Raw genomic sequence first — 18,983 nt, 5'->3', positions numbered from 1 at the left:
TTTTATCAGAGGCGAGGAGGGAGGGGTTTTTCGAGGTGCCCTACAGATCACTGCCAGCGAGCTTGGAGCCAAGACCGAGCTGTGGGATCGGATTGCCGGTGAGCATCAGCGAGATGAAGATCGCTGGAACCGTGTAGGCGATGATCAGCACGACATACTGGGCCACCTGGGTGTAGGTGATCCCTTTCATGCCGCCGAACACGGCGTACATGAAGACGATCGCCATCCCGACGTAGATACCGACTTCGTTCGACACGTTGAGGAAGCGCGAAAAAGCCACGCCGACGCCGGTCATCTGGCCGATGATGTAGGTGATCGAGGCCACCAACAGGCAGATCACCGCCACCACCGCTGCGCTCTTCGAATAAAACCGGTCGCCGATGAACTGCGGCACCGTAAATTTGCCGAACTTGCGCAGGTAGGGAGCAAGCAGCATCGCCAGCAACACGTAGCCCCCGGTCCAGCCCATGAGGAACAAGGCTCCACCATAGCCCATGGTCGAAATGATGCCGGCCATGGAGATGAACGAAGCGGCGCTCATCCAGTCGGCGGCAGTGGCCATGCCGTTCATCACGGGATTGACCTGGCCTCCGGCGACATAGTACTCGGCCGTCGATCCCGCCCGGCTCCAAATCGCAATGCCGATGTACAGCGAGAACGACAGTCCCACCATCAAGTAAATCCAAGCTTGCACGGACATGATCGTCGCTCCTTATTCTTCGTGCACGTCGAATTCGCGATCGATCTTGTCCATCGCGTAGGCGTAGTAGAAGATCAATGCGACGAAGACGTACATCGATCCTTGATGGGCGAACCAGAACCCGAGCGGATAGCCGCCGAGATGGATCGAGTTGAGCGCGGGCGCAAGGATGATTCCCGCGAGGTAAGACACGATGAACCAGACGACCAGGACGATCGAGATCAATCGCAGGGTCGCCGACCAGTAAGCTTGCGGCGATTTATTCATTTTCCATCTCCTTCATCCTCTTCGGTAGCAAAAGAGTGTCGAGCCCGGGCATCGATGCCACCCTGGCCCTATTAATCGTATAAATATCCGCTTACATAGAACTTACAGAAAAAACCCGCCTTGCGGCGGGTTTTCTTCTGTGCTGCACACGAAGCCAGGATCACATGCGGGCGATCATCGCCTCGCCGAAGCCAGAACAGCTCACTTCGGTGGCTCCTTCCATGAGCCGGGCGAAGTCGTACGTGACGATCTTGTCTTGGATGGTACGCTCCATCGCCTTGATGACCAGATCCGCCGCTTCTTTCCAGTCGAAGAAGCGCAGCATCATTTCGGCCGAGAGGATGAGCGAGCCGGGGTTCACCTTGTCGAGGCCGGCGTACTTCGGCGCCGTGCCGTGCGTGGCTTCGAACACGGCGTACAGGTCGCCGACGTTCGCCCCCGGGGCGATGCCGATGCCGCCCACCTGCGCCGCCAGCGCGTCCGAAATGTAGTCGCCGTTGAGATTGAGCGTGGCGATCACGTCGTATTCGGCCGGACGCAGCAGGATCTGCTGCAGGAAGGCGTCGGCGATCGCGTCCTTGACCACGATCTCGCGCCCCGTTTTCGGGTTGGTGAACTTGCACCATGGGCCGCCATCGATCGGCTGGGCGCCGAACTGCTCCTGCGCCACGCGGTAGCCCACGTCACGGAAGAGCCCTTCGGTGAACTTCATGATGTTGCCCTTGTGCACGAGGGTCACCGACTTGCGGTCGTTGTCGATGGCGTACTGGATCGCCGCGCGCACCAGGCGTGTGGTGCCCTCGATCGACACGGGCTTGATCCCGATTCCCGAGGTTTCGGGGAAACGGATCTTCTTCACGCCCATTTCGTTCTGCAGGAAGTCGATCACCTTGCGCGCACCGTCGGACTGGGCCGGCCATTCGATGCCGGCGTAGATGTCCTCCGTATTCTCACGGAAGATCACCATGTCGACGAGCTCGGGACGCTTGACCGGCGAAGGCACGCCGTTGAAGTAGCGCACCGGACGGATGCATTGATAGAGATCCATCTCCTGGCGCAGCGCCACGTTGAGCGAGCGGATGCCGCCGCCCACCGGCGTGGTCATCGGCCCCTTGATGGAAACGGCGAATTCCTTGAGCGCCGCGAGCGTTTCTTCCGGCAACCACTGGTCGGGCCCATAGACGCGCGTGGCTTTCTCGCCGGCGTAGACTTCCATCCAGTGGATCTTGCGCTTGCCACCATAGGCTTTCTCGACGGCCGCGTCGATGACCTTGATCATCACCGGTGTAATGTCGATCCCGATGCCATCGCCTTCGATGTAAGGCACGATGGGATTGTCGGGGATGGGCTGCCCCAATACGATTTTCTGGCCACCCGCAGGTACCTCGATCTTGGACTCGCTCACGGTCATTCTCCCTGATGTCATCATCGCGGGCATGCGACGGCCGCAGCTCACCCGCAGCCTCCGCCCCGCATCTTCCAGCGCCCCAGGGCGCCACCGTTTCGTATTATCCAATAAAATTCCACGATCCGAAAGAACGCCGCCCCCCAGCCCCCTCCGCCGCAAGGTATCATCGAGCACTTCGAACAACGACCCGCGCGGCCGCACGGCGGGGTGTGATGACCGGATGCCCGTGCGTCGATTCGACCGGGATCGCATCCCACGCACTCACGCTGCCCTGCCCCATGAAGGCTCGCGGCGATTTTTCGAGACATCCCGTTGTCATCCTTCCAAGACGAGGAGTAGACGCGATGCAGTACCCTCTGCCGCCCGAACGTATCGCCGAGACCATGGCCCAGATGATGATCGAAGGGTTTGATCGTCATTATCGAATCTTCCGCGCCACCTCGGGACGAGCAAAAGAACTGTTCGAAGCCGGAGACTGGTCCAAGTTGCTCGAAGCGGTACGAGAGCGCGTGGAATTCTACGATCGGCGCGTCGAGGAGACCGTCGAGCGCCTGCGCCGCGCGTTCGACATCGCCAACCTCGACGATGCGATCTGGCAGCAAGTGAAGCTGCACTATATCGGCCATTTGCTCGAACACAAGCAACCGGAACTCGCCGAGACCTTCTTCAATTCGGTGACGACGAAAATCCTGCATCGCAGCTACTTCAACAATCAATACATTTTCGCCCGCCCGGCGATCTCCACTGAATACATCGAATCCTACCCGCCCGTCTATACCAGTTACTATCCCAAGGAAGAGGGGCTGCGACGCACCATCCGGCGCATCCTCGAAGATTTCGACTGGCAACGGCCTTTCGAGCATCTGGACCGCGACGTCGTCCATATCCTGCGCACCGTCAAACGCCATCTGGGCGGACGCTGGCCGGCACCCGAAGTCAACGCGCAAATCCAGGTGCTCTACTCTGCTTTCTACCGCAACAAGACCGCCTACGTCATCGGCAAGGCGATCAATGGGCACCAGGAATACCCCTTCGCGGTGGCCGTGCGCCACGGCAAATCGGGCATGCTGGTGGTCGACGCCATCCTGCTCGAAGCCTGGCGCATCTCGGTGCTCTTTTCGCTGTCGCGCGCCTACTTCCTCGTCGACATGGAAGTGCCTTCGGGCTATGTCAATTTCCTGCGTTCCATCATGCCCAACAAACCACGCTCCGAGCTCTACACCATGCTGGGGCTGGGCAAGCAGGGTAAGACAATGTTCTTCCGCGATCTCATCGCCCATCTGCGCCACTCGAACGACCACTTCATCATCGCCCCCGGCATCAAGGGGATGGTGATGCTCGTCTTCACCCTACCCTCTTTCCCTTACGTCTTCAAGATCATCAAGGACGTCTTCGGCAGCAGCAAGAACATCGACCGCGAAACGGTGCGGCAGAAATATCTCATGGTCAAGCGCGTCGACCGGGTCGGTCGCATGGCCGACACTTTGGAATTCTCCCAGGTGGCCCTGCCGTTGGCTCGTTTCTCGCCGGAGCTGCTCGAAGAGCTGCGTACAGTGGCCTCCTCCTCCTTCGAGATCGAGGGCGACCAGATCGTGATCAAACATCTTTACATCGAACGGCGCATGACACCGCTCAATCTGCATCTAGAAAATGCCGACGAGGAGACGCTCGAACATGCGGTGCGCGAATACGGCAATGCAATCCGCGAGATGGCCATCGCCAACATCTTCCCCGGCGACATGCTATGGAAGAACTTCGGCATCACCCGCTACGGTCGCGTCGTGTTCTACGACTACGACGAGATCGAGTACATGACCGACGTCAATTTCCGCGCCATCCCGCTGGCGCCCTATCCCGAGATGGAGTTCTCGAGCGAAGCCTGGTACAGCGCCGGGCCGCTCGACGTCTTTCCCGAAGAGTTCGCCACCTTCCTCCTGGGCGATCCGCGCATCCGCAAAGCCTTCCTCAAATACCACCGTGACCTGCTCACGCCCCAATTCTGGCAGGAAGTACAACGACGCATCCGCGCCGGGTTGGTGGAGGATTTCTTCCCCTACGGCGAGGAGTTACGGTTCTGCAATCTCTACCCACCGAAACGGCGAAAGCCTTCGTTACCCCGAACCGCCGTCGAGATGCCATAATGAGGCGCGATGAAACGATCCCAACGGGACGAACTGCCATGAACGAGACGAGATTTCCCCTTCTCCTGCTCGGCGCCACCGTGCTGCTCACGGCTTGTGCCGAGAACCCCTACCGCGGCGAGCATGCGAAGGCCGCCACCGGCGCCACCATCGGCGCCGTAGCAGGCGGCGTAGTCGGCAGGGCCGTTGCCAGCGACAATGCCAAAACCGGTGGCACGCTCATCGGCGCCGCGGTGGGCGCCACCGTAGGCGGTCTCATCGGCCGACAAATGGACCAGCAGGAAGCGGAGCTGCGCCGCCAAATGGCCAGCACCGGCGTCGAAATCCAGCGTCAGGGCGATACGATCCGCCTGCAAGCCCCCGAGGCCATCACGTTCCAAACGGGTAGCGCCACCCTGCAGCCGCAGTTCATGGGCGTGCTCGACCAGCTCGCCCAGAGCCTGCAGCAGTATCCGAACACCATCGTGCGCATCGAAGGGCACACCGACTCCACCGGCTCGGCGGCCTTCAACCAGACGCTGTCGGAAAACCGCGCCCAGGCAGTGGCGAGCTACCTCATCCAGCGCGGCGTGCCGACCAATCGCATCCAGACCGTGGGATTCGGCGCTACCCGACCCATCGCCGACAACCGCACCCCCGAGGGTCGGGCCAAGAACCGCCGTGTGGAGATTTTGCTCGTGCCCATCGTCGATCAGCAGGGTCGAGGCTGACCGGCCGAAGATTCAGCCCAGGGGCCGTCTGAGCGCGCTACGCCGCTGTTGCCAATCCGGCAGGTAGCGCGCCACCAGGGCCCAGAACGCCGGGCCGTGGTGCGCATGGAACAGATGGGCGAGCTCGTGGACGACCACGTATTCGATGAGCTCTGACGGGCGCTCGGCCAGATAGAGGTTGAACGTCAAACGCCTCGTGGCCCGGGTGCAACTTCCCCAAATGGATGTGCAGGGACGGATGCGCCACCGAATGGAAGGAGCCTGCATCCGCTCTTGCCACTGAGGCACCAACGATTCCAGAAACCTTGCGAGCCGTTCCCCTTGCCAGGCACGCAAAAGCTTCCATGCGCTCTCCCGGTTCCCGACGCCCTGCACCAGGAACCCCTCCCGTTCGCTGAAAAGAACCGGCGCATCATCGGATCCGCCCGAAACGATCCTCAGGGGATAGGGTACGCCGAAGAGCCAAGCCCGGTCTGCCGACGCTCGGCGCAAGTGCGATCGCTGTTTTTGCACCCAAGCCAATTTTCCCCGTATCCAGGCCGATACCGCCTCCCCGTCGGCATGCAAGGGGATGGACACGCGCAAACGTCCGTCGGGCGGCACGACGCGAAGATGCCAGTGGCGGATGGACTTGCGCCGCACCTCCACGACTTCCCCGTCGACCTCCAGGAATCCGGTTTCGGCTTTCATGGTCAGCGATGCTACCATAGCCCCAGTCCACGCCACCCTACGAGGTCGTCATCATGCTCTTCACCGAAGCCCTGCGCATCGAAGTCCAGCGCAACGTCGCCCAGGCGCTCGCCGAGGACGTCGGTACGGGCGATCTCACCGCTCGCCTGATCGAAGCCGAAGCGCGCGTGCGCGCCCGCGTCATCAGCCGGGAAGCGGCGATCCTGTGCGGCCAACCCTGGTTCGAGGCGACGCTGCGCGTGCTCGACCCTTCGGCAAGTTTCACTTGGCACGCCGCCGAAGGAGCGGAAGTCGCACCCGAGCAAACGCTGTGTGAAGTGGAGGCAAACGCCCGGGCGCTGCTCACCGCCGAGCGCACGGCACTCAACTTCCTGCAGCTGCTCTCCGGTACGGCCACCACCACGCGCGCCTACGTGCGCGCGGTCGAGGGCACGCGGGCCCGCATCGTCGACACACGCAAGACGGTGCCGGGCTTGCGTCTGGCGCAGAAATACGCCGTGCACGTGGGCGGCGGCACCAACCACCGGCTGGGGCTCTACGACGGCATCCTCATCAAGGAGAACCACATCATCGCCGCCGGCGGCATCCGCCAGGCGCTCGCGCGGGCTCAAGCGCTGGAGGCGGCGCACGCCTTCATCCAGGTGGAGGTAGAGACGCTCGACGAACTCGCCGAGGCGCTGGAAGCCGGGGCGCAGATGATCCTGCTCGACAACATGACGCTCGAGCAGATGAAGGAGGCCGTGTGGATCAACGCCGGCCGCGCCGAGCTCGAAGTCTCCGGCGGCGTCGACCTCGACCGGGTGCGGGCGATCGCCGAGACGGGCGTCGACCGCATCTCGGTGGGCAAGCTCACCAAGGACGTGCGGGCCGTCGACCTCTCCTTGCGCCTGCTCGAAACTTGAGCCTCCGGAGGACCTGACCCCCACACAGGCAAGGGGGTCGCCCTCCGGAACGATTTACACACCCTCAGGCATGCGCCGCGATATAGTCCTTCACCTGTTGCACATCGGCCGGCAAGCGCATCACGCGCTGCGGCCGCTGCTCCAGATCGGCGAGCTCGGCCGGGCGCGGCGGCTCGAATCCTACTGCCTCGCGCAGCGTCTCGGCAAACTTCGCCGCCTGCGCCGTCTCGAGGACGACCACCGGCATGTCCTCGATACCGGCACGCCGCGCCACCGTCACCGCATCGGCCGTGTGCGGATCGATGAGCACCCGGTGGCGCGTCCAGACGTCGCGGATGGCCGCGAGCCGGTCGGCATGCGTGCTGCGACCGGAGACGAAGCCGAATTCCGGCAAGCGCGCCCAATACGGCGTGCCCTCGAGATCGAAGTGCCCCTGGGTCTCCAGAGCCCGCCACAGCCGGCGCAGCGCCTCCGTATCGCGCCCAACCAGATCGAAAACGAAGCGCTCGAAGTTCGAGGCCTTGGAGATGTCCATCGACGGGCTGGACGTGGCAAACGTCTCGCTCGATGCGCGCGGGCGATAGACGCCGGTGCGGAAGAACTCGTCGAGCACGTCGTTCTCGTTGGTGGCCAAAATCAGGCGCCCGATGGGTAGCCCCATCTGGCGGGCGATGTGCCCGGCGAGGATGTTGCCGAAGTTGCCGCTGGGCACGGCGAAAGCCACCGGCTCGCCCACACGATCGACTGCCTGGAAGTAACCGGCGAAGTAATAGACCACCTGCGCGGCGATGCGCGCCCAGTTGATCGAATTGACCGCGCCGATGCGGTGACGGCGCTTGAAATCGGCATCCTGGCTCACCGCCTTGACGATGTCCTGGGCATCGTCGAAGGTCCCCTCGACGGCGAGGTTGTGGATGTTCGGTTCCTGCAGCGAATACATCTGCGCGCGCTGAAACGGGCTCATGCGCCCGGCCGGCGAGAGCATGAAGACCTGCACGCGCTCGCGCCCACGCATGGCGTATTCGGCGGCCGAGCCGGTATCGCCCGAAGTGGCACCAAGGATGTTCAAGCGCTCATCGCGGCGCTCGAGCACATGCTCGAAGAGCTCGCCCAGCAGCTGCAGGGCCATGTCCTTGAAGGCGAGCGTGGGACCATTGGAGAGCTCGAGGATCCCGAAACGCCTCTCTTCCAACCAGGTGAGCGGCGTGATGCGCGCGGCGCGCGCCGGATGACGGGCGAAGGGGTAGCGCGTTGCGGTGTAGGTGCGCACCACCAACCGGGCGAGCTCGTCCTCGGCGATATCGTCGATGTAACGACGCAGCAGCTCCCAGGCGAGTTCCCCATAAGGCAGGCGCGACAGGCGCGCGAGCTCCGCGGAAGCAATGTGGGGATACTGCGCCGGCACGTAGAGCCCGCCGTCGGCGGCGAGCCCTTCCAGCAAGATGTCGGAAAACTTTAGTACGGGCGCCTGCCCACGCGTCGACAAGTACTCCACGGCCACCTCGAGATCGAACGATAGCCGCGATTATACGACGCTCGCGCGCAGAGCCTCGAGGGGCGGGCGACGCAGCAGTGGCTGCACGGTGGCCATTCCTACGGCGACCACCCCAAGTACGGCAAGCCCCCCCGCTGCGGCGAGCACCCCCCAGCTGAGCGCCACTTCCAGGCGGAAGACCGAAGCCGCGAGCCACAGACCTACCCCCGCGCTCAAAACGACCGAAACCAGCGCCCCCACAGCACCGAGCGTGGCGAACTCGAGCGCGAGCGTGGCGAGAATCTGTCGGCGCCGCGCCCCCAACGCCCGCAGGATGGCCACACGCTGGAGCCGCTCCTCCTGTCCCAGCATCCAGCCTACCGCCAACACCAGCGCGCCCGTCCCCAAGGTGAAAGAAAATACCGCCTGCAACAGCGCAGCCACCTGGTCGCTCATGCGTTCGAACTGCTCGCGGATGCGACCGACATCGATCACGGTGACGTTGGGAAAACGCTCGAGCAAAGTCCGCTCGAACGCTTCCCGGCCTGGCGGCAAGCGGTAGCTCGTCAGCCAAGAGGCAGGGAATGATTCAAGCAGAGACGGATGGGTAATGATGAAGAAATTGACGTTCATCGACTCCCAACGCAGTCGCCGGATGCTGGTTACGACGCCCTCGACCTCCTGCAGGTCGATGACGAAACGCAAGCGGCTCCCCAACTGCAGGCCGAAGGTCTGAGCCAGACTCTCCTCGACCGAAAGCGCGTTCTCCGGCGCGCCGGGCTCACCGTGCCAGCGCCCGGCCACCACGCGGTTGTCTTCGGGCAAGGTCAGCCCATGGCTCAAGTTGAATTCTCGCCGCATCAACCGCTGCGCGCGCGCGTCCGTGAAAGACTCGTCGCTCACCGGCACTGCATCGATCGCAACCAAGCGGGCGCCCCCCACCATGGGCCAGAAACGCGGCTCGTCGAACCCCGCCTCGACAAACGAGGCACGCACCCCTTCCACCTGATCGGCCTGCACGTTGAGGAGAAAACGATTGGACGCATCCGGAGGAATTCTGAAACGCCAGGATTCCAACAGGTCGCCACGAACGATGGCCAACAGCCACAACGCTGCCAAGCCCAAAGCAAGCGCACTGGCCTGCAGGGCGGCAAGCCCTTTCTGGTTGCCGAGCGCTCGCCAGGCGAGCCGCAGCGGAACCACCGCCCCCTCAGAAAAACGCCTGAAGGCCGCAAACCCGGCCGATCCCACGCCCAGCAGCAGGACGAAGCCCAGAATCAATCCACCAAAGACACCGACAGCCAATCGCACCTCGCCCGCGAGCAAGACCGTGAGCGCAAAAAGTGCGAACGCACCACACGCAGCCGTAGCGAGCACTCCACCACGCCAGCCCCCCAGGTTGCGCCGCAGTACGGCTAGCGGTGTCACCTGCGCGAGCGCCACGAGCTGAGGCACGGCAAATCCGAAGGCGAGCAGGAGGGCGAGCAGAGCAGCCGGCCACGCAGCCCACCACCGCAGCGCGGGAAGACTGGAAGTCTCCATCACCCGTGCAGCGAGCGAAGCGAACCCCTGCTGCGCGAGTAATCCCAGCACTGCCCCGAGCAGGAGAGCGAGCACGATCGCTGCGGCGAACTCTCCGAGCACGATCGCCGCCACCCGGTAACGGCTCGCCCCCAAACAACGCAGCAAGGCGGCGGTATCGAGCCGATCGCGCACGAAGCGGCGAGTTGCCAGTCCCACGGCGACGGCGGCGAGAGCCGTCGCCGCCAACACCGCCAGACGTAGGAAACGCTGCGTCTGCTCGAGTAAAGTCTTCACTGCCGGCTGAGCGTCTTCGAGCGAGACGAACTCCTCACCCTTGGTCAAACGCGCCGTTGCCTCTCGTGCCACGCGACGTAGCACCGACTCGGGGCCACTCAAATGAACACGCCACTGAGCCCGCACGCCAGGCCCGAGGAGACCACTAGCCGGCAAGTCGGCGAGGCTGATCCAGGATTCGGGCAACAGATCGAGAAAATTTCCCCCATGTTCCGGATTGAGGCGCACGATGGCAGAGACGCGCAAGGAGAGGCGCCCCACCCGGACCTCGTCGCCGGGACCGACGCCGAGTAGCCCGGCGAGCGACTCATCGACCCACACCTCTCCTGGTGCCGGACCCCCTTGTAAAGTTTCTTCCCGTCCCCCCTCGGCGCTACGCCTCAGCACGAACTGCCCACGCAGGGGATAACGAGGAGGAATGGCCCGCAGAGAAGACAATTGCCAGCGCTCGCCCACGCGCAGGATCGATGCCATGGCCACGCTCTGGGCCTGCTCGATCTCAGGATATTCCTCGAGCCAAGCAAGAAGCTCGGCTCGCAAGGGGCGATTGGCGGTGATCATGGCATCGGCGCCGAGCCAAGCTCCCGCTTCCTGCAGCAACGCACGTCCCAGGCGATCGTTGAGCCACAGAACGCTGCCCACGGCAGCCACGGCGAGAGCCAGCGCCGCAATGATAGCGGCAAACGCCGGCGTACGCAGATCCCGCCGCAGCAGGTGTAGTGTGACTCGCCTACTCATGCCGAGAGCACATGGGTGACGAGCGTGGCCCAATAGGCCGCTCCCAAAGACAAGAGTTCGTCGTTGAAGTCGTAATGAGGACTATGCAAGAGGCACCCTCCCTCGCCCGGACCGTTGCCGATCCAGACATAGGCCCCGGGGCGGTGTTGCAAAAAGAAAGCGAAATCCTCCGCGCCCATCGACGGCGGCGCTTCACGGCACACGTTCTGCGCCCCGACGAGCGCCACTGCGGCCTCGGCGCAGCGGGCCGCCGCAGAAGCAGTATTGATCGTGGGTGGATAACCTTCGTCCCACTCGACGTCCAAAGAAAGGCCGTAAGCCGATGCCACCCCCTGCCCGATGCGCTCGATCGCCTCGCCGATGCGGGAGAAAAGCTCCGGAGAGAAGGCGCGCACGGTCCCGGCGAGCTCCGCCTCCGCGGGGATCACGTTGAAGGCATGCCCGGCATGGAATTGCGTCACCGACAACACCGCCGCCTGCAGCGGATCCACCCGACGGCTCACCACCGTCTGCAAGGACTGCACGAGCGCCGCCCCTGCGGCGATGACGTCATCACCCAAATGCGGCATGGCTGCATGCGTTCCGCGTCCGCGCAAGACGATGCGAAAACGCTCGGTACCGGCCATCACCGGACCGGAGTGCACTGCGAATTGACCCACCGGCAATCCTGGCCAGTTGTGCATGCCATAGATCTCGCGCACGGGATAGCGCTCGAAGAATCCCTCTTCGACCATGCGCTTCGCCCCTCCTCCCCCCTCTTCTGCGGGCTGGAAAACGAAAACCACGGTCCCTGCAAACGCCGGATCAGCAGCGAGCAATTCCGCAGCGGCAAGGAGCATGGCCGTATGACCGTCATGGCCGCATGCATGCATTTTGCCCGGCTCGCGCGAAGCATGCGCAAAGGTATTGGCCTCGGGGATGGGCAGTGCATCCATGTCGGCACGCAGTGCGATCATCGGCCCCTCGCCCCTTCGCCCCTCGAGCACCGCGACCACCCCCGTCTCCGCCAAACCTTCGACCGGATCGAGCCCGAAGGAGCGCAAACGTTCGGCGACGAAAGCAGCGGTACGCCGTTCCTCGTAAGCCAGCTCCGGATGTGCGTGCAACTCGTGCCGCCATTCACGCCACACCCGTTCGCGGGACTGCGCCCGCACCAACCATCGTCTTGCCTCCATCGCCCCCTCTCAGTCTCGAGAACCCCTTCACTCGATCACGAGCTGCACCTTGGTTGGCGGCAAACCCTTGGCACGTCGAGCATTCTCGATGAGCTCGGCCGCTTCGGTCTGCCGTTTCTCGAGCGCCCAGATCACTGCCGTGCGCCCATCCTCGTTGCGTCTCTCGGTGTCCGCTCCAGCAGCGAGCAAACGCTTGACCACGTCCACGTGACCATTGCGTGCCGCCAACATCAAGGCCGTGCTCCCGTTGGGCGCGGGGGCATTCACGTCGGCCTTGGCACGCAGCAGAACTTCGACACACTCCACATTCCCCCCGAGCGCCGCATAATGCAAAGGCGTCCAGCCCGCGTGGTCGATGATGGCGCCGGCGTCGATCAAACGCTGCAACACTTTGGCGTTTCCTTTGAGGGCTGCCCTCATCGCAGGCGTCTCCCCGAGGAGGTTGCGCCGATTGGGAGAAGCGCCCGCTCGCAGCAGCAGCTCCACCATCGCTTCGTCGCCATTGGCAGCAGCAAGGCTCAAGAGCGGATTCCCCTGTGCATCGGTGGTGTTCGGATCGATCCCTTTGGCGAGGAGTTTCTGCATCGTGGCCGTGTCGCCGTTTTGTACGGCGAACTCGGTGTCCTCGACGAGGTCGGACGCCCGAGCCGCGGTGATGCCCCAGCTCAAAACAAAGGCCAGAACCATCATCCTCGGGCTCGTCATGGCCATGAAATATTTTCTCGAAGTATCGCTCATTGGGCAGAGTTCCTTGTCCCGAAAAAGAGGCGGAAAAAATTCTCGGTGGTGCGCTCAGCGATGCGCTCGAACGACACGCCGCGCACCTGGGCGAGGCACTCGGCCACGAAACGCACGTAAGCCGGCTCGTTCGTCTTGCCTCGATGCGGCACCGGCGCGAGATACGGTGCATCGGTCTCCACGAGGATGCGATCCTCGGGAACGTACGCGGCCACTTCGCGCAGCGCCGCGGCGTTCTTGAAAGTGAGAATGCCGGAAAAGGAAATATACATCCCCAAATCGAGCGCCGCGCGTGCCACCTCGAGCGATTCGGTGAAGCAGTGCATCACTCCGCCGACGGCCTCGACCCCTTCCTCGCGCAGGATCATCAGGGTATCTTCGGCCGCGGCGCGTGTGTGTACGATGACCGGCTTGCCGCAGGCACGCGCCGCCCGCAGATGGGTACGAAAGCGCTCGCGCTGCCACTCGGGACGATCGGTGAGCCGATAATAGTCTAGCCCCGTCTCCCCGATGCCGATGACCTTGGAATCGGCCGCGAGCTCGACGAGTCGCTCCAGCGTCGGCTCCTCACCCCCTTCGTGATCGGGATGCACGCCGACGCTCGCCCACAGCCGATCGTCGCTGCGCGCGACCGTCAAGACCTTGGGAAAATCCTCCAGGGTCACACCAATGCACAAGGCCCAGCCCACACCGAGCGCATCCATGTTCGCCAGCACTTCCGGCAGACGTTCGGCCAGCCCAGGAAAATCGAGATGACAATGCGAATCGACCAGAAAGGACATCGCTTCCCTTTACAAAGTATGTGTGGTACGGCCAGAGCCGAGCAAAGCACCCAGCTTGCGCTCGATACGCACGCGCAACTGCTCAGAGGACTCCGATTCGGCGAAATGCACGCCGATTCCTTGCACCCGGTTGCCGGGAACCCCCGAGGGAGTGATCCACACCACCGAGCCAGACACCGAAAAACGCTCGGTCTCGTCGGGCAATTGCAGCAAAAGAAATACCTCGTCTCCCAGATCGTAGTGCTTGGTCGTCGGCACGAACACGCCACCACGCCGCAAAAAAGGCATGAAAGCCGCGTACAAGGCACTGACGTTGGCCACGTTCAGCGACAAGACCGTGGGTCTGACCTCGGTATTCGGTCCATCGGTACGCGGTCCATTCTCCTGCATCATCGTTTCGCTCCAAGCGTTTCGGCGTAAGCCGTCAAAACTTCCTCGAGATAGAGGCGTAAGTTGAGCGGATGTCGCACCCATTGCGCACGCGCCCTGACCCTGGTTTCCAATGCGATCCATGCACGCAAAGAAGCGTGTCGCGCGAGAGCGCGCAACCGCGCCTCGGAGCGAGGAAAATAACATGCCTTGGCGCCAGCCGCGATTCGAGCCAAATCGTGCAACCAGCGCAACCACCAATCCATCCACGCATCCAGATCGAAGCCGCTGTCCCGAGTCTCCTTCGACTTGAGCCAGGACTCCAGCCCCGCCGCCCAGACCAGAGGTGCCTGCGGCGCCGCTCCCCCGACCTCACCGAGAAACCGTTCGAACCACTCTCCCCAGCCTGCGCGTGCCCAACGCAAGGCGGCCAGTGGCGCCCCACCGGCAAGATCGAGCAGACTCACGGCCTGATCTCCGTCCTTTTGGGTCTGGAGCCAGAGCAGCGCTACCTCCCGCGATGGCGGCACGATCCACCAAAGCTGGCAGCGACTCCGCACCGTCGGCAGCAAGGCTTGCGGGACATCCGTCACCAATAAAAATAATACCTCTGCCGGGGGCTCCTCCAAGACCTTGAGTAAGGCATTGGCGGTGAACCGGTTCATTGCCTCCGCCGGCATGATCGTCACCACCCGCCGCCCGGTTTCGGCCAAGCTCAAACCTTCTTGCACCTCCCGGATCCGTTCGATCGTGATCTGTCTGCCTTCGTTCCCCTCTTCGACAGCAGGCACGAGCCGCCAGGACCGTGGGTGCCCGCCGGCCAGCAGCAGGCGACAAGCGCGGCACTGACCACAGGGCGCATCCCCCGACTCGGGCTTCCGCTCACACAACCAGCGAGCGCCAAGCACTTCCGCTAGGCGCTGCTTGCCCACCCCGGCCGGTCCGCCGAGAATGAGCGCCTGAGGCGCTTGACCGCCCCGCATCGCCGCCACGAAACGACGATAGAACGGTTCGAGCCAAGGCATCAACGCGGCCATCGATGTTGCACCTCTGCAATCACTCGTCGCGACAACACCTCGGGCGAATCGGTCGCATCGAGCACGACGAAACGTTGCGGCTCGCGTCCCGCCCGTTCGAGATAAGCAGCACGCACCCGGGCAAAAAACGTCTCGTCGAGCCGCTCGAAACGGTCACGACCTCGCGCCCCGGTCTGGGCGAGCCGCCTAGCTGCCACGGCCGGGTCGAGATCGAAGAGAAAAGTCAGATCCGGGCGTACTCCCCCCAGCACCCAGCGCTCGATGAGGGTAAACCGCCCCGCGTCTACACCTCGCCCCCCCACCTGATAGGCATAAGAAGCATCGGCGAAGCGATCACAGACCACCCAACGTCCAGCCGAGAGCGCCGGTAAGATCCGCGCATGGAGATGCTCGTAGCGAGCAGCGAACATTACTAGGAGCTCGGTCTCCGGGGTCATCGATTCCGACAGAACCACCTCGCGCAAACGCTCACCGAGCGGCGTGCCACCCGGCTCACGCGTGCGCTCGAAAGACGTGCCTCGCTGCTGCAAAAATAGGCACAAGGCCTCGATCTGGGTAGACTTCCCCGCCCCGTCGATTCCCTCGAACGTGATGAAAGGTACGCGCGCCACGGATTCCCTCATGGTGCGCTCCGTCCTCTCCGCCAGCGGGCCACCGCGCGGTTGTGCTCTTCGAGCGTACGCGAAAACTCGCTCGACCCATCGCCGCGCGCCACGAAATAAAAGAAATCGGTCTTTTCCGGCCTTGCCGCCGCCCACAGTGACTCTCGCCCCGGGAGACAAATGGGCGAAGGAGGCAAACCACCGCGAGTATAGGTATTGTAGGAATGATCCTCCCGAAGATGGCGTCGCAACAATTTCCCTTCGAATGAATCGCCCATACCGTAGATCACGGTCGGATCGGTCTGCAGCGGCATGTTGCGGCGCAAGCGGTTGACGAAGACCGAAGCCACCTTGCCCCGCTCGTCCGACCTCCCCGTCTCTTTTTCGATGATGGACGCCAGGATGAGCAGCTCATAGGGCGAAGCCAGCGGCAACTCCGGATCACGCGCCTGCCACGCCGCCAACAGCTCCTCTTGCATCTTACGATATGCCATGCGGTAGAGCACCAAATCCGTAGTCTTGCGATCGAACACATAGGTATCGGGGAAGAAGAGCCCTTCGGGCAAGGCTTCTTCCGCACCAATCGCGGAAAGTAAAGTCTGCTCGTCCACGCCGACCAAGGTTTTTTCCACCCAGGGATGGCGATCGATCGCACTGCGCATCTGGGCCAACGTCCAGCCCTCGACGATGGTGATAGTCTCCAGGATACGCTCACCTCGGCGCAGCAAGTCGAGCAAGGCCGACATCGTCAGCCCATGCTCCACTCGATAATAGCCCGCAATGATCGGCCCTCCCCGAGAAAAGCGCGCCAGAAGATAGAAGGCATACGGCTCCACACCGACTCCCTGGCGCGCCAGATGACGCCCTGCCTCCAAAGCGGATGCGCCGCGCGGCACCTCCACTTCCAGCGAGGAGGCAGCCAGCGGCAAAGGTCGCACGTAAACCCACCATGCAGTCGCCGCCACCACGGCAAAAAGAACGGCAAAGGCAAGGAGCCCACCCCAGAGCCAACGCCTTCTGCCACCTTTTTCCACAGTCATGTTCCCGACTCCAAAGCCACGCCGTGCGCCCGGCACAAAGTAACAATCACGATTTTATAGGGGCACCACGAAAAACCGTAGCGAGCGAATGCAGGGCAAGGTGCCGGGAACGCAGGATGCCGGACATACCTCCTCGATAGGTGAGCAAGCAAGCACCACGCCACCCCGGCATACGGCCGCGCAGTAGGTTATTCGGAGCGCCCTATAATGTACACACGACAAACCCACATACACGCCGTTCCCCATGCCCATCCCCAGCACGTTCTTCACACACCTCATCGATCTGGGTTACCGAATCGAAGCGGACGAGTCGATCCCACCGAATGCAGCGGCGCAACCACCGTACATCGTGCCGTTACCCAACCTGGCCGTACTGCGCGCAGAAGGTCCAGATGCCGCCAGCCTACTGCACAACCTCCTGACCCAAGACATAAAATCCCTCTCCATCGGCGGCGAAGCACGCTGGGCAGCGCTGCTAACCCCCAAAGGACGAACCCTAGCCCTCGTGCTCCTATGGCGAGACGCGGCGGAACGCTTCTTTTTGATACTCGAGGCATCGCTCGTCGAACCATTGCGCACCACACTCCTTCGTTACCGATTGCGCAGCAAAGTCGACTTCACATACGAAGACGGGTTGGTCACCCTGGCCCGACTCCCCTCCCTCACTCCGCAGGCGCCATTCCTGCCGCCCGTGCTGGAAACGGTCGGTGAGCGCCGTTTTCTCCATCTGGGGCCCGACTTCGTACTCGATTTCCTCCCCGCACAGGAAGCCCCGGAGCATTTCACCACCCGACTCACCGAACGGTACGCTCCCGGCGGCACCGTTCACTGGCGCCTTGCACTCATACGCCACGGCCTACCGTGGTTGCTTCCCGTCAACCAGGAAGAATTTCTGCCACAATGGATCAACTTGGATCGCCTCGGCGCAGTGAGCTTCACCAAAGGCTGCTATCCCGGACAAGAAATCGTAACGCGCACACACTATCTCGGGCGCGTCAAGAAGCGTATGTACCGACTCGGTACTGCCGAAGGCTCGCCCCCGCAGGCGGGAGACGAGTGCTTTTCTCCAGTCTTTGGGCGACAAGGGGCTGGACGCGTCGTGCTTTCGGCGCTCCGCCCCGAAGGTGGGTTCGAGCTGCTCGCCGTACTCCAACGCGAAGCGGCTGAATCGGGTGAAGTGCATCTCGGATCACCCGAAGGCGCACAGGCTGAAATCCTGTCGCTCCCCTATTCACTGGATTGAACCATGTGCCTCATCGCCTTCGCCTGGCAAGTACATCCGGAGTATTCCCTCATCCTTGCCGCCAACCGCGACGAATACTTCGATCGCCCGGCCGAACCCATGCACTGGTGGCCGGACCTACCGCTCCTTGCCGGTCGAGACCTCACGGGTGGAGGAACTTGGCTAGCGCTCAGCCGTACCGGCCGGTTGGCTGCGCTGACCAACTACCGGGACCCGACGCAACACCGGGCCGGAGCTCCCAGCCGCGGTCGGCTCGTCGTGGCCGCGGCAATGGCCGACGACCCCCCCGTGGACGTGCTCGAACGTATCGCGGAGCATAAGAACGATTACCCACCGTTCAACCTGATCGTGATCGACCGTGACGAAGCAGCGATCCTGGAATCGCGTACCGGTCGTATCGGGCCGATTTCTCCCGGCCTGCACGTCCTCTCGAACGCTTTGCTCAACACCCCCTGGCCCAAAGCAGAACGCGCCCGAACCCTGCTGGAGAAAGCAATTTTTCCCCGACCGACGCAGGAAGGGCTGATCACGCTCCTCACTGACCGTTCGCACGCCCCAGATGATCTTCTGCCCGATACCGGTATCCCTGCCGACTGGGAACGAGCTTTGTCCGCCATCTTCGTGCAGGCGCCGGGATACGGTACCCGATGTAGCACCTTCGTATTGCAGCACCGCGACGGGCACACGGAGGTCGAGGAAATTACCTGGGATGAAACGGGGAATCCATCCTCTAGCGCACGCTTCGATTTGCCCGGTGTTTAGCGCAAACCCCGAAAGCACTCACCATAGCAAGAGCGCAGAAACGGACAGGGAATAAAGGGAACGCGCGGCTGCTCCTTTTTGGGACCCAGAGCAACGAACCAAAAAACCCGCTGGCAGCGGGTTTTTTGGTGTGTGCATCGAGTCGACGCAAAAACCCCCTACCGTTTGGTAGGGGGGTTTTTGTGTGCGGCATAGGGGATGTCTGACGCTGACCTACGTTCCCGGAGGCGGAGCTCCAGTATCATCGGCGCGGCGCCGTTTCACGGTCCTGTTCGGGATGGGAAGGCGTGGTGCCGGCGCGCCATGGGCGTCAGACAGTGACGGGGCAACAAGCGGGGCAAGGGGGTGTTGGGTGGGGGTGTGTGTGAGGGGTGGGGTGCATGGCAC

At 62.9% G+C, this 18,983-nt stretch carries 17 protein-coding genes, 1 rRNA gene and 1 pseudogene; 5 read left to right on the top strand and 14 right to left on the bottom strand.

Annotation, left to right across the window (positions count from 1 at the left end):
• Positions 1–46: 46 nt before the first annotated feature.
• The 3 genes and pseudogenes from GV368_RS10275 to icd all read right to left on the bottom strand — a co-directional run.
• Positions 47–700, bottom strand: a pseudogene (locus tag GV368_RS10275) (VC_2705 family sodium/solute symporter); the annotation flags it as partial.
• 12 nt (positions 701–712) lie between these two features.
• Positions 713–967, bottom strand: a complete 255-nt coding sequence (locus GV368_RS10270; protein ID WP_116543469.1) for a DUF4212 domain-containing protein — start codon at positions 965–967, stop codon at positions 713–715.
• 160 nt (positions 968–1,127) lie between these two features.
• Positions 1,128–2,372, bottom strand: a complete 1,245-nt coding sequence (gene icd, locus GV368_RS10265) for an NADP-dependent isocitrate dehydrogenase (protein ID WP_142805193.1) — start codon at positions 2,370–2,372, stop codon at positions 1,128–1,130.
• A gap of 347 nt (positions 2,373–2,719) precedes the next feature.
• On the opposite strand from icd, the gene aceK reads away from it, so the two are divergent.
• Together aceK and GV368_RS10255 are read left to right on the top strand one after the other, a co-directional pair.
• Entirely contained in the window at positions 2,720–4,516 is a 1,797-nt protein-coding gene (gene aceK / locus GV368_RS10260; protein WP_169116450.1) for a bifunctional isocitrate dehydrogenase kinase/phosphatase, read from the top strand.
• Between the two features lie 38 nt (positions 4,517–4,554).
• Positions 4,555–5,226, top strand: coding sequence for an OmpA family protein (locus GV368_RS10255; RefSeq protein WP_142805191.1), 672 nt, complete (start codon positions 4,555–4,557; stop codon positions 5,224–5,226).
• Between the two features lie 12 nt (positions 5,227–5,238).
• On the opposite strand, the gene GV368_RS10250 is transcribed toward GV368_RS10255, so the two are convergent.
• Positions 5,239–5,916 (bottom strand): M48 family metallopeptidase, encoded by a 678-nt coding sequence (locus GV368_RS10250; protein ID WP_169116449.1) that lies wholly within the window; start codon positions 5,914–5,916, stop codon positions 5,239–5,241.
• A gap of 53 nt (positions 5,917–5,969) precedes the next feature.
• Here GV368_RS10250 and nadC point away from each other — a divergent pair, with 53 nt between their 5' ends.
• On the top strand, positions 5,970–6,818 hold the full coding sequence (nadC, locus tag GV368_RS10245) for a carboxylating nicotinate-nucleotide diphosphorylase (protein WP_169116448.1): 849 nt from the start codon (positions 5,970–5,972) through the stop codon (positions 6,816–6,818).
• Between the two features lie 64 nt (positions 6,819–6,882).
• On the opposite strand, the gene thrC is transcribed toward nadC, so the two are convergent.
• Genes thrC through mltG form a run of 9 tightly spaced genes read right to left on the bottom strand, consistent with a single transcriptional unit; the run spans position 6,883 to position 16,591 of the window.
• Positions 6,883–8,313 (bottom strand): threonine synthase, encoded by a 1,431-nt coding sequence (gene thrC / locus GV368_RS10240; RefSeq protein WP_169116447.1) that lies wholly within the window; start codon positions 8,311–8,313, stop codon positions 6,883–6,885.
• A 30-nt stretch (positions 8,314–8,343) separates the two neighbouring features.
• Complete coding sequence (locus GV368_RS10235) at positions 8,344–10,848, bottom strand: ABC transporter permease (RefSeq protein WP_142810498.1); 2,505 nt, start codon at positions 10,846–10,848, stop codon at positions 8,344–8,346.
• On the bottom strand, positions 10,845–12,023 hold the full coding sequence (locus GV368_RS10230; protein WP_169116446.1) for a M20 aminoacylase family protein: 1,179 nt from the start codon (positions 12,021–12,023) through the stop codon (positions 10,845–10,847). Before GV368_RS10230 ends, GV368_RS10235 begins: the two co-directional genes overlap by 4 nt.
• A 27-nt stretch (positions 12,024–12,050) precedes the next feature.
• The gene (locus GV368_RS10225) at positions 12,051–12,713 is read right to left on the bottom strand and encodes an ankyrin repeat domain-containing protein (RefSeq protein ID WP_169116445.1); all 663 of its coding nucleotides are present in this window, start codon (positions 12,711–12,713) and stop codon (positions 12,051–12,053) included.
• Between the two features lie 44 nt (positions 12,714–12,757).
• Complete coding sequence (locus GV368_RS10220; protein WP_142810492.1) at positions 12,758–13,543, bottom strand: TatD family hydrolase; 786 nt, start codon at positions 13,541–13,543, stop codon at positions 12,758–12,760.
• A gap of 9 nt (positions 13,544–13,552) precedes the next feature.
• Complete coding sequence (locus tag GV368_RS10215; RefSeq protein WP_221928892.1) at positions 13,553–13,936, bottom strand: PilZ domain-containing protein; 384 nt, start codon at positions 13,934–13,936, stop codon at positions 13,553–13,555.
• Entirely contained in the window at positions 13,933–14,949 is a 1,017-nt protein-coding gene (locus GV368_RS10210; RefSeq protein WP_169116444.1) for a DNA polymerase III subunit delta', read from the bottom strand. Before GV368_RS10210 ends, GV368_RS10215 begins: the two co-directional genes overlap by 4 nt.
• Entirely contained in the window at positions 14,937–15,572 is a 636-nt protein-coding gene (gene tmk / locus GV368_RS10205) for a dTMP kinase (protein WP_169116443.1), read from the bottom strand. Before tmk ends, GV368_RS10210 begins: the two co-directional genes overlap by 13 nt.
• Entirely contained in the window at positions 15,569–16,591 is a 1,023-nt protein-coding gene (gene mltG, locus GV368_RS10200) for an endolytic transglycosylase MltG (RefSeq protein ID WP_169116442.1), read from the bottom strand. Before mltG ends, tmk begins: the two co-directional genes overlap by 4 nt.
• A gap of 244 nt (positions 16,592–16,835) precedes the next feature.
• On the opposite strand from mltG, the gene ygfZ reads away from it, so the two are divergent.
• Positions 16,836–17,834 carry a CAF17-like 4Fe-4S cluster assembly/insertion protein YgfZ gene (ygfZ, locus tag GV368_RS10195; protein ID WP_169116441.1) on the top strand — a complete coding sequence of 333 codons (999 nt, stop codon included), beginning with the start codon at positions 16,836–16,838 and terminating at the stop codon, positions 17,832–17,834.
• Positions 17,835–17,837: 3 nt separating this feature from the next.
• A complete protein-coding gene (locus GV368_RS10190) occupies positions 17,838–18,596 on the top strand; it encodes an NRDE family protein (protein WP_169116440.1) in 759 nt (252 codons plus the stop codon).
• A gap of 200 nt (positions 18,597–18,796) precedes the next feature.
• On the opposite strand, the gene rrf is transcribed toward GV368_RS10190, so the two are convergent.
• Positions 18,797–18,911, bottom strand: a 5S ribosomal RNA gene (gene rrf, locus GV368_RS10185).
• Between the last annotated feature and the right edge of the window lie 72 nt (positions 18,912–18,983).

Source organism: Tepidiphilus baoligensis (assembly GCF_012911495.1).
Classification (GTDB): Bacteria; Pseudomonadota; Gammaproteobacteria; order Burkholderiales; family Rhodocyclaceae; genus Tepidiphilus; species Tepidiphilus olei.
This window is presented reverse-complemented; position numbering and strand designations above follow the sequence as displayed.

Excerpts from the sequence above, each read along its gene's own strand:
- GV368_RS10210 (WP_169116444.1), bottom strand. The coding sequence starts at position 14,949 with ATGGCCGCGTTGATGCCTTGGCTCGAACCGTTCTATCGTCGTTTCGTG.
- tmk (WP_169116443.1), bottom strand. The coding sequence starts at position 15,572 with ATGAGGGAATCCGTGGCGCGCGTACCTTTCATCACGTTCGAGGGAATC.
- GV368_RS10270 (WP_116543469.1), bottom strand. The coding sequence starts at position 967 with ATGAATAAATCGCCGCAAGCTTACTGGTCGGCGACCCTGCGATTGATC.
- GV368_RS10225 (WP_169116445.1), bottom strand. The coding sequence starts at position 12,713 with ATGATGGTTCTGGCCTTTGTTTTGAGCTGGGGCATCACCGCGGCTCGG.
- GV368_RS10235 (WP_142810498.1), bottom strand. The coding sequence starts at position 10,848 with ATGAGTAGGCGAGTCACACTACACCTGCTGCGGCGGGATCTGCGTACG.
- aceK (WP_169116450.1), top strand. The coding sequence starts at position 2,720 with ATGCAGTACCCTCTGCCGCCCGAACGTATCGCCGAGACCATGGCCCAG.
- GV368_RS10190 (WP_169116440.1), top strand. The coding sequence starts at position 17,838 with ATGTGCCTCATCGCCTTCGCCTGGCAAGTACATCCGGAGTATTCCCTC.
- ygfZ (WP_169116441.1), top strand. The coding sequence starts at position 16,836 with ATGCCCATCCCCAGCACGTTCTTCACACACCTCATCGATCTGGGTTAC.
- GV368_RS10230 (WP_169116446.1), bottom strand. The coding sequence starts at position 12,023 with ATGGAGGCAAGACGATGGTTGGTGCGGGCGCAGTCCCGCGAACGGGTG.
- GV368_RS10250 (WP_169116449.1), bottom strand. The coding sequence starts at position 5,916 with ATGAAAGCCGAAACCGGATTCCTGGAGGTCGACGGGGAAGTCGTGGAG.
- nadC (WP_169116448.1), top strand. The coding sequence starts at position 5,970 with ATGCTCTTCACCGAAGCCCTGCGCATCGAAGTCCAGCGCAACGTCGCC.
- GV368_RS10220 (WP_142810492.1), bottom strand. The coding sequence starts at position 13,543 with ATGTCCTTTCTGGTCGATTCGCATTGTCATCTCGATTTTCCTGGGCTG.
- GV368_RS10255 (WP_142805191.1), top strand. The coding sequence starts at position 4,555 with ATGAACGAGACGAGATTTCCCCTTCTCCTGCTCGGCGCCACCGTGCTG.
- GV368_RS10215 (WP_221928892.1), bottom strand. The coding sequence starts at position 13,936 with ATGATGCAGGAGAATGGACCGCGTACCGATGGACCGAATACCGAGGTC.
- mltG (WP_169116442.1), bottom strand. The coding sequence starts at position 16,591 with ATGACTGTGGAAAAAGGTGGCAGAAGGCGTTGGCTCTGGGGTGGGCTC.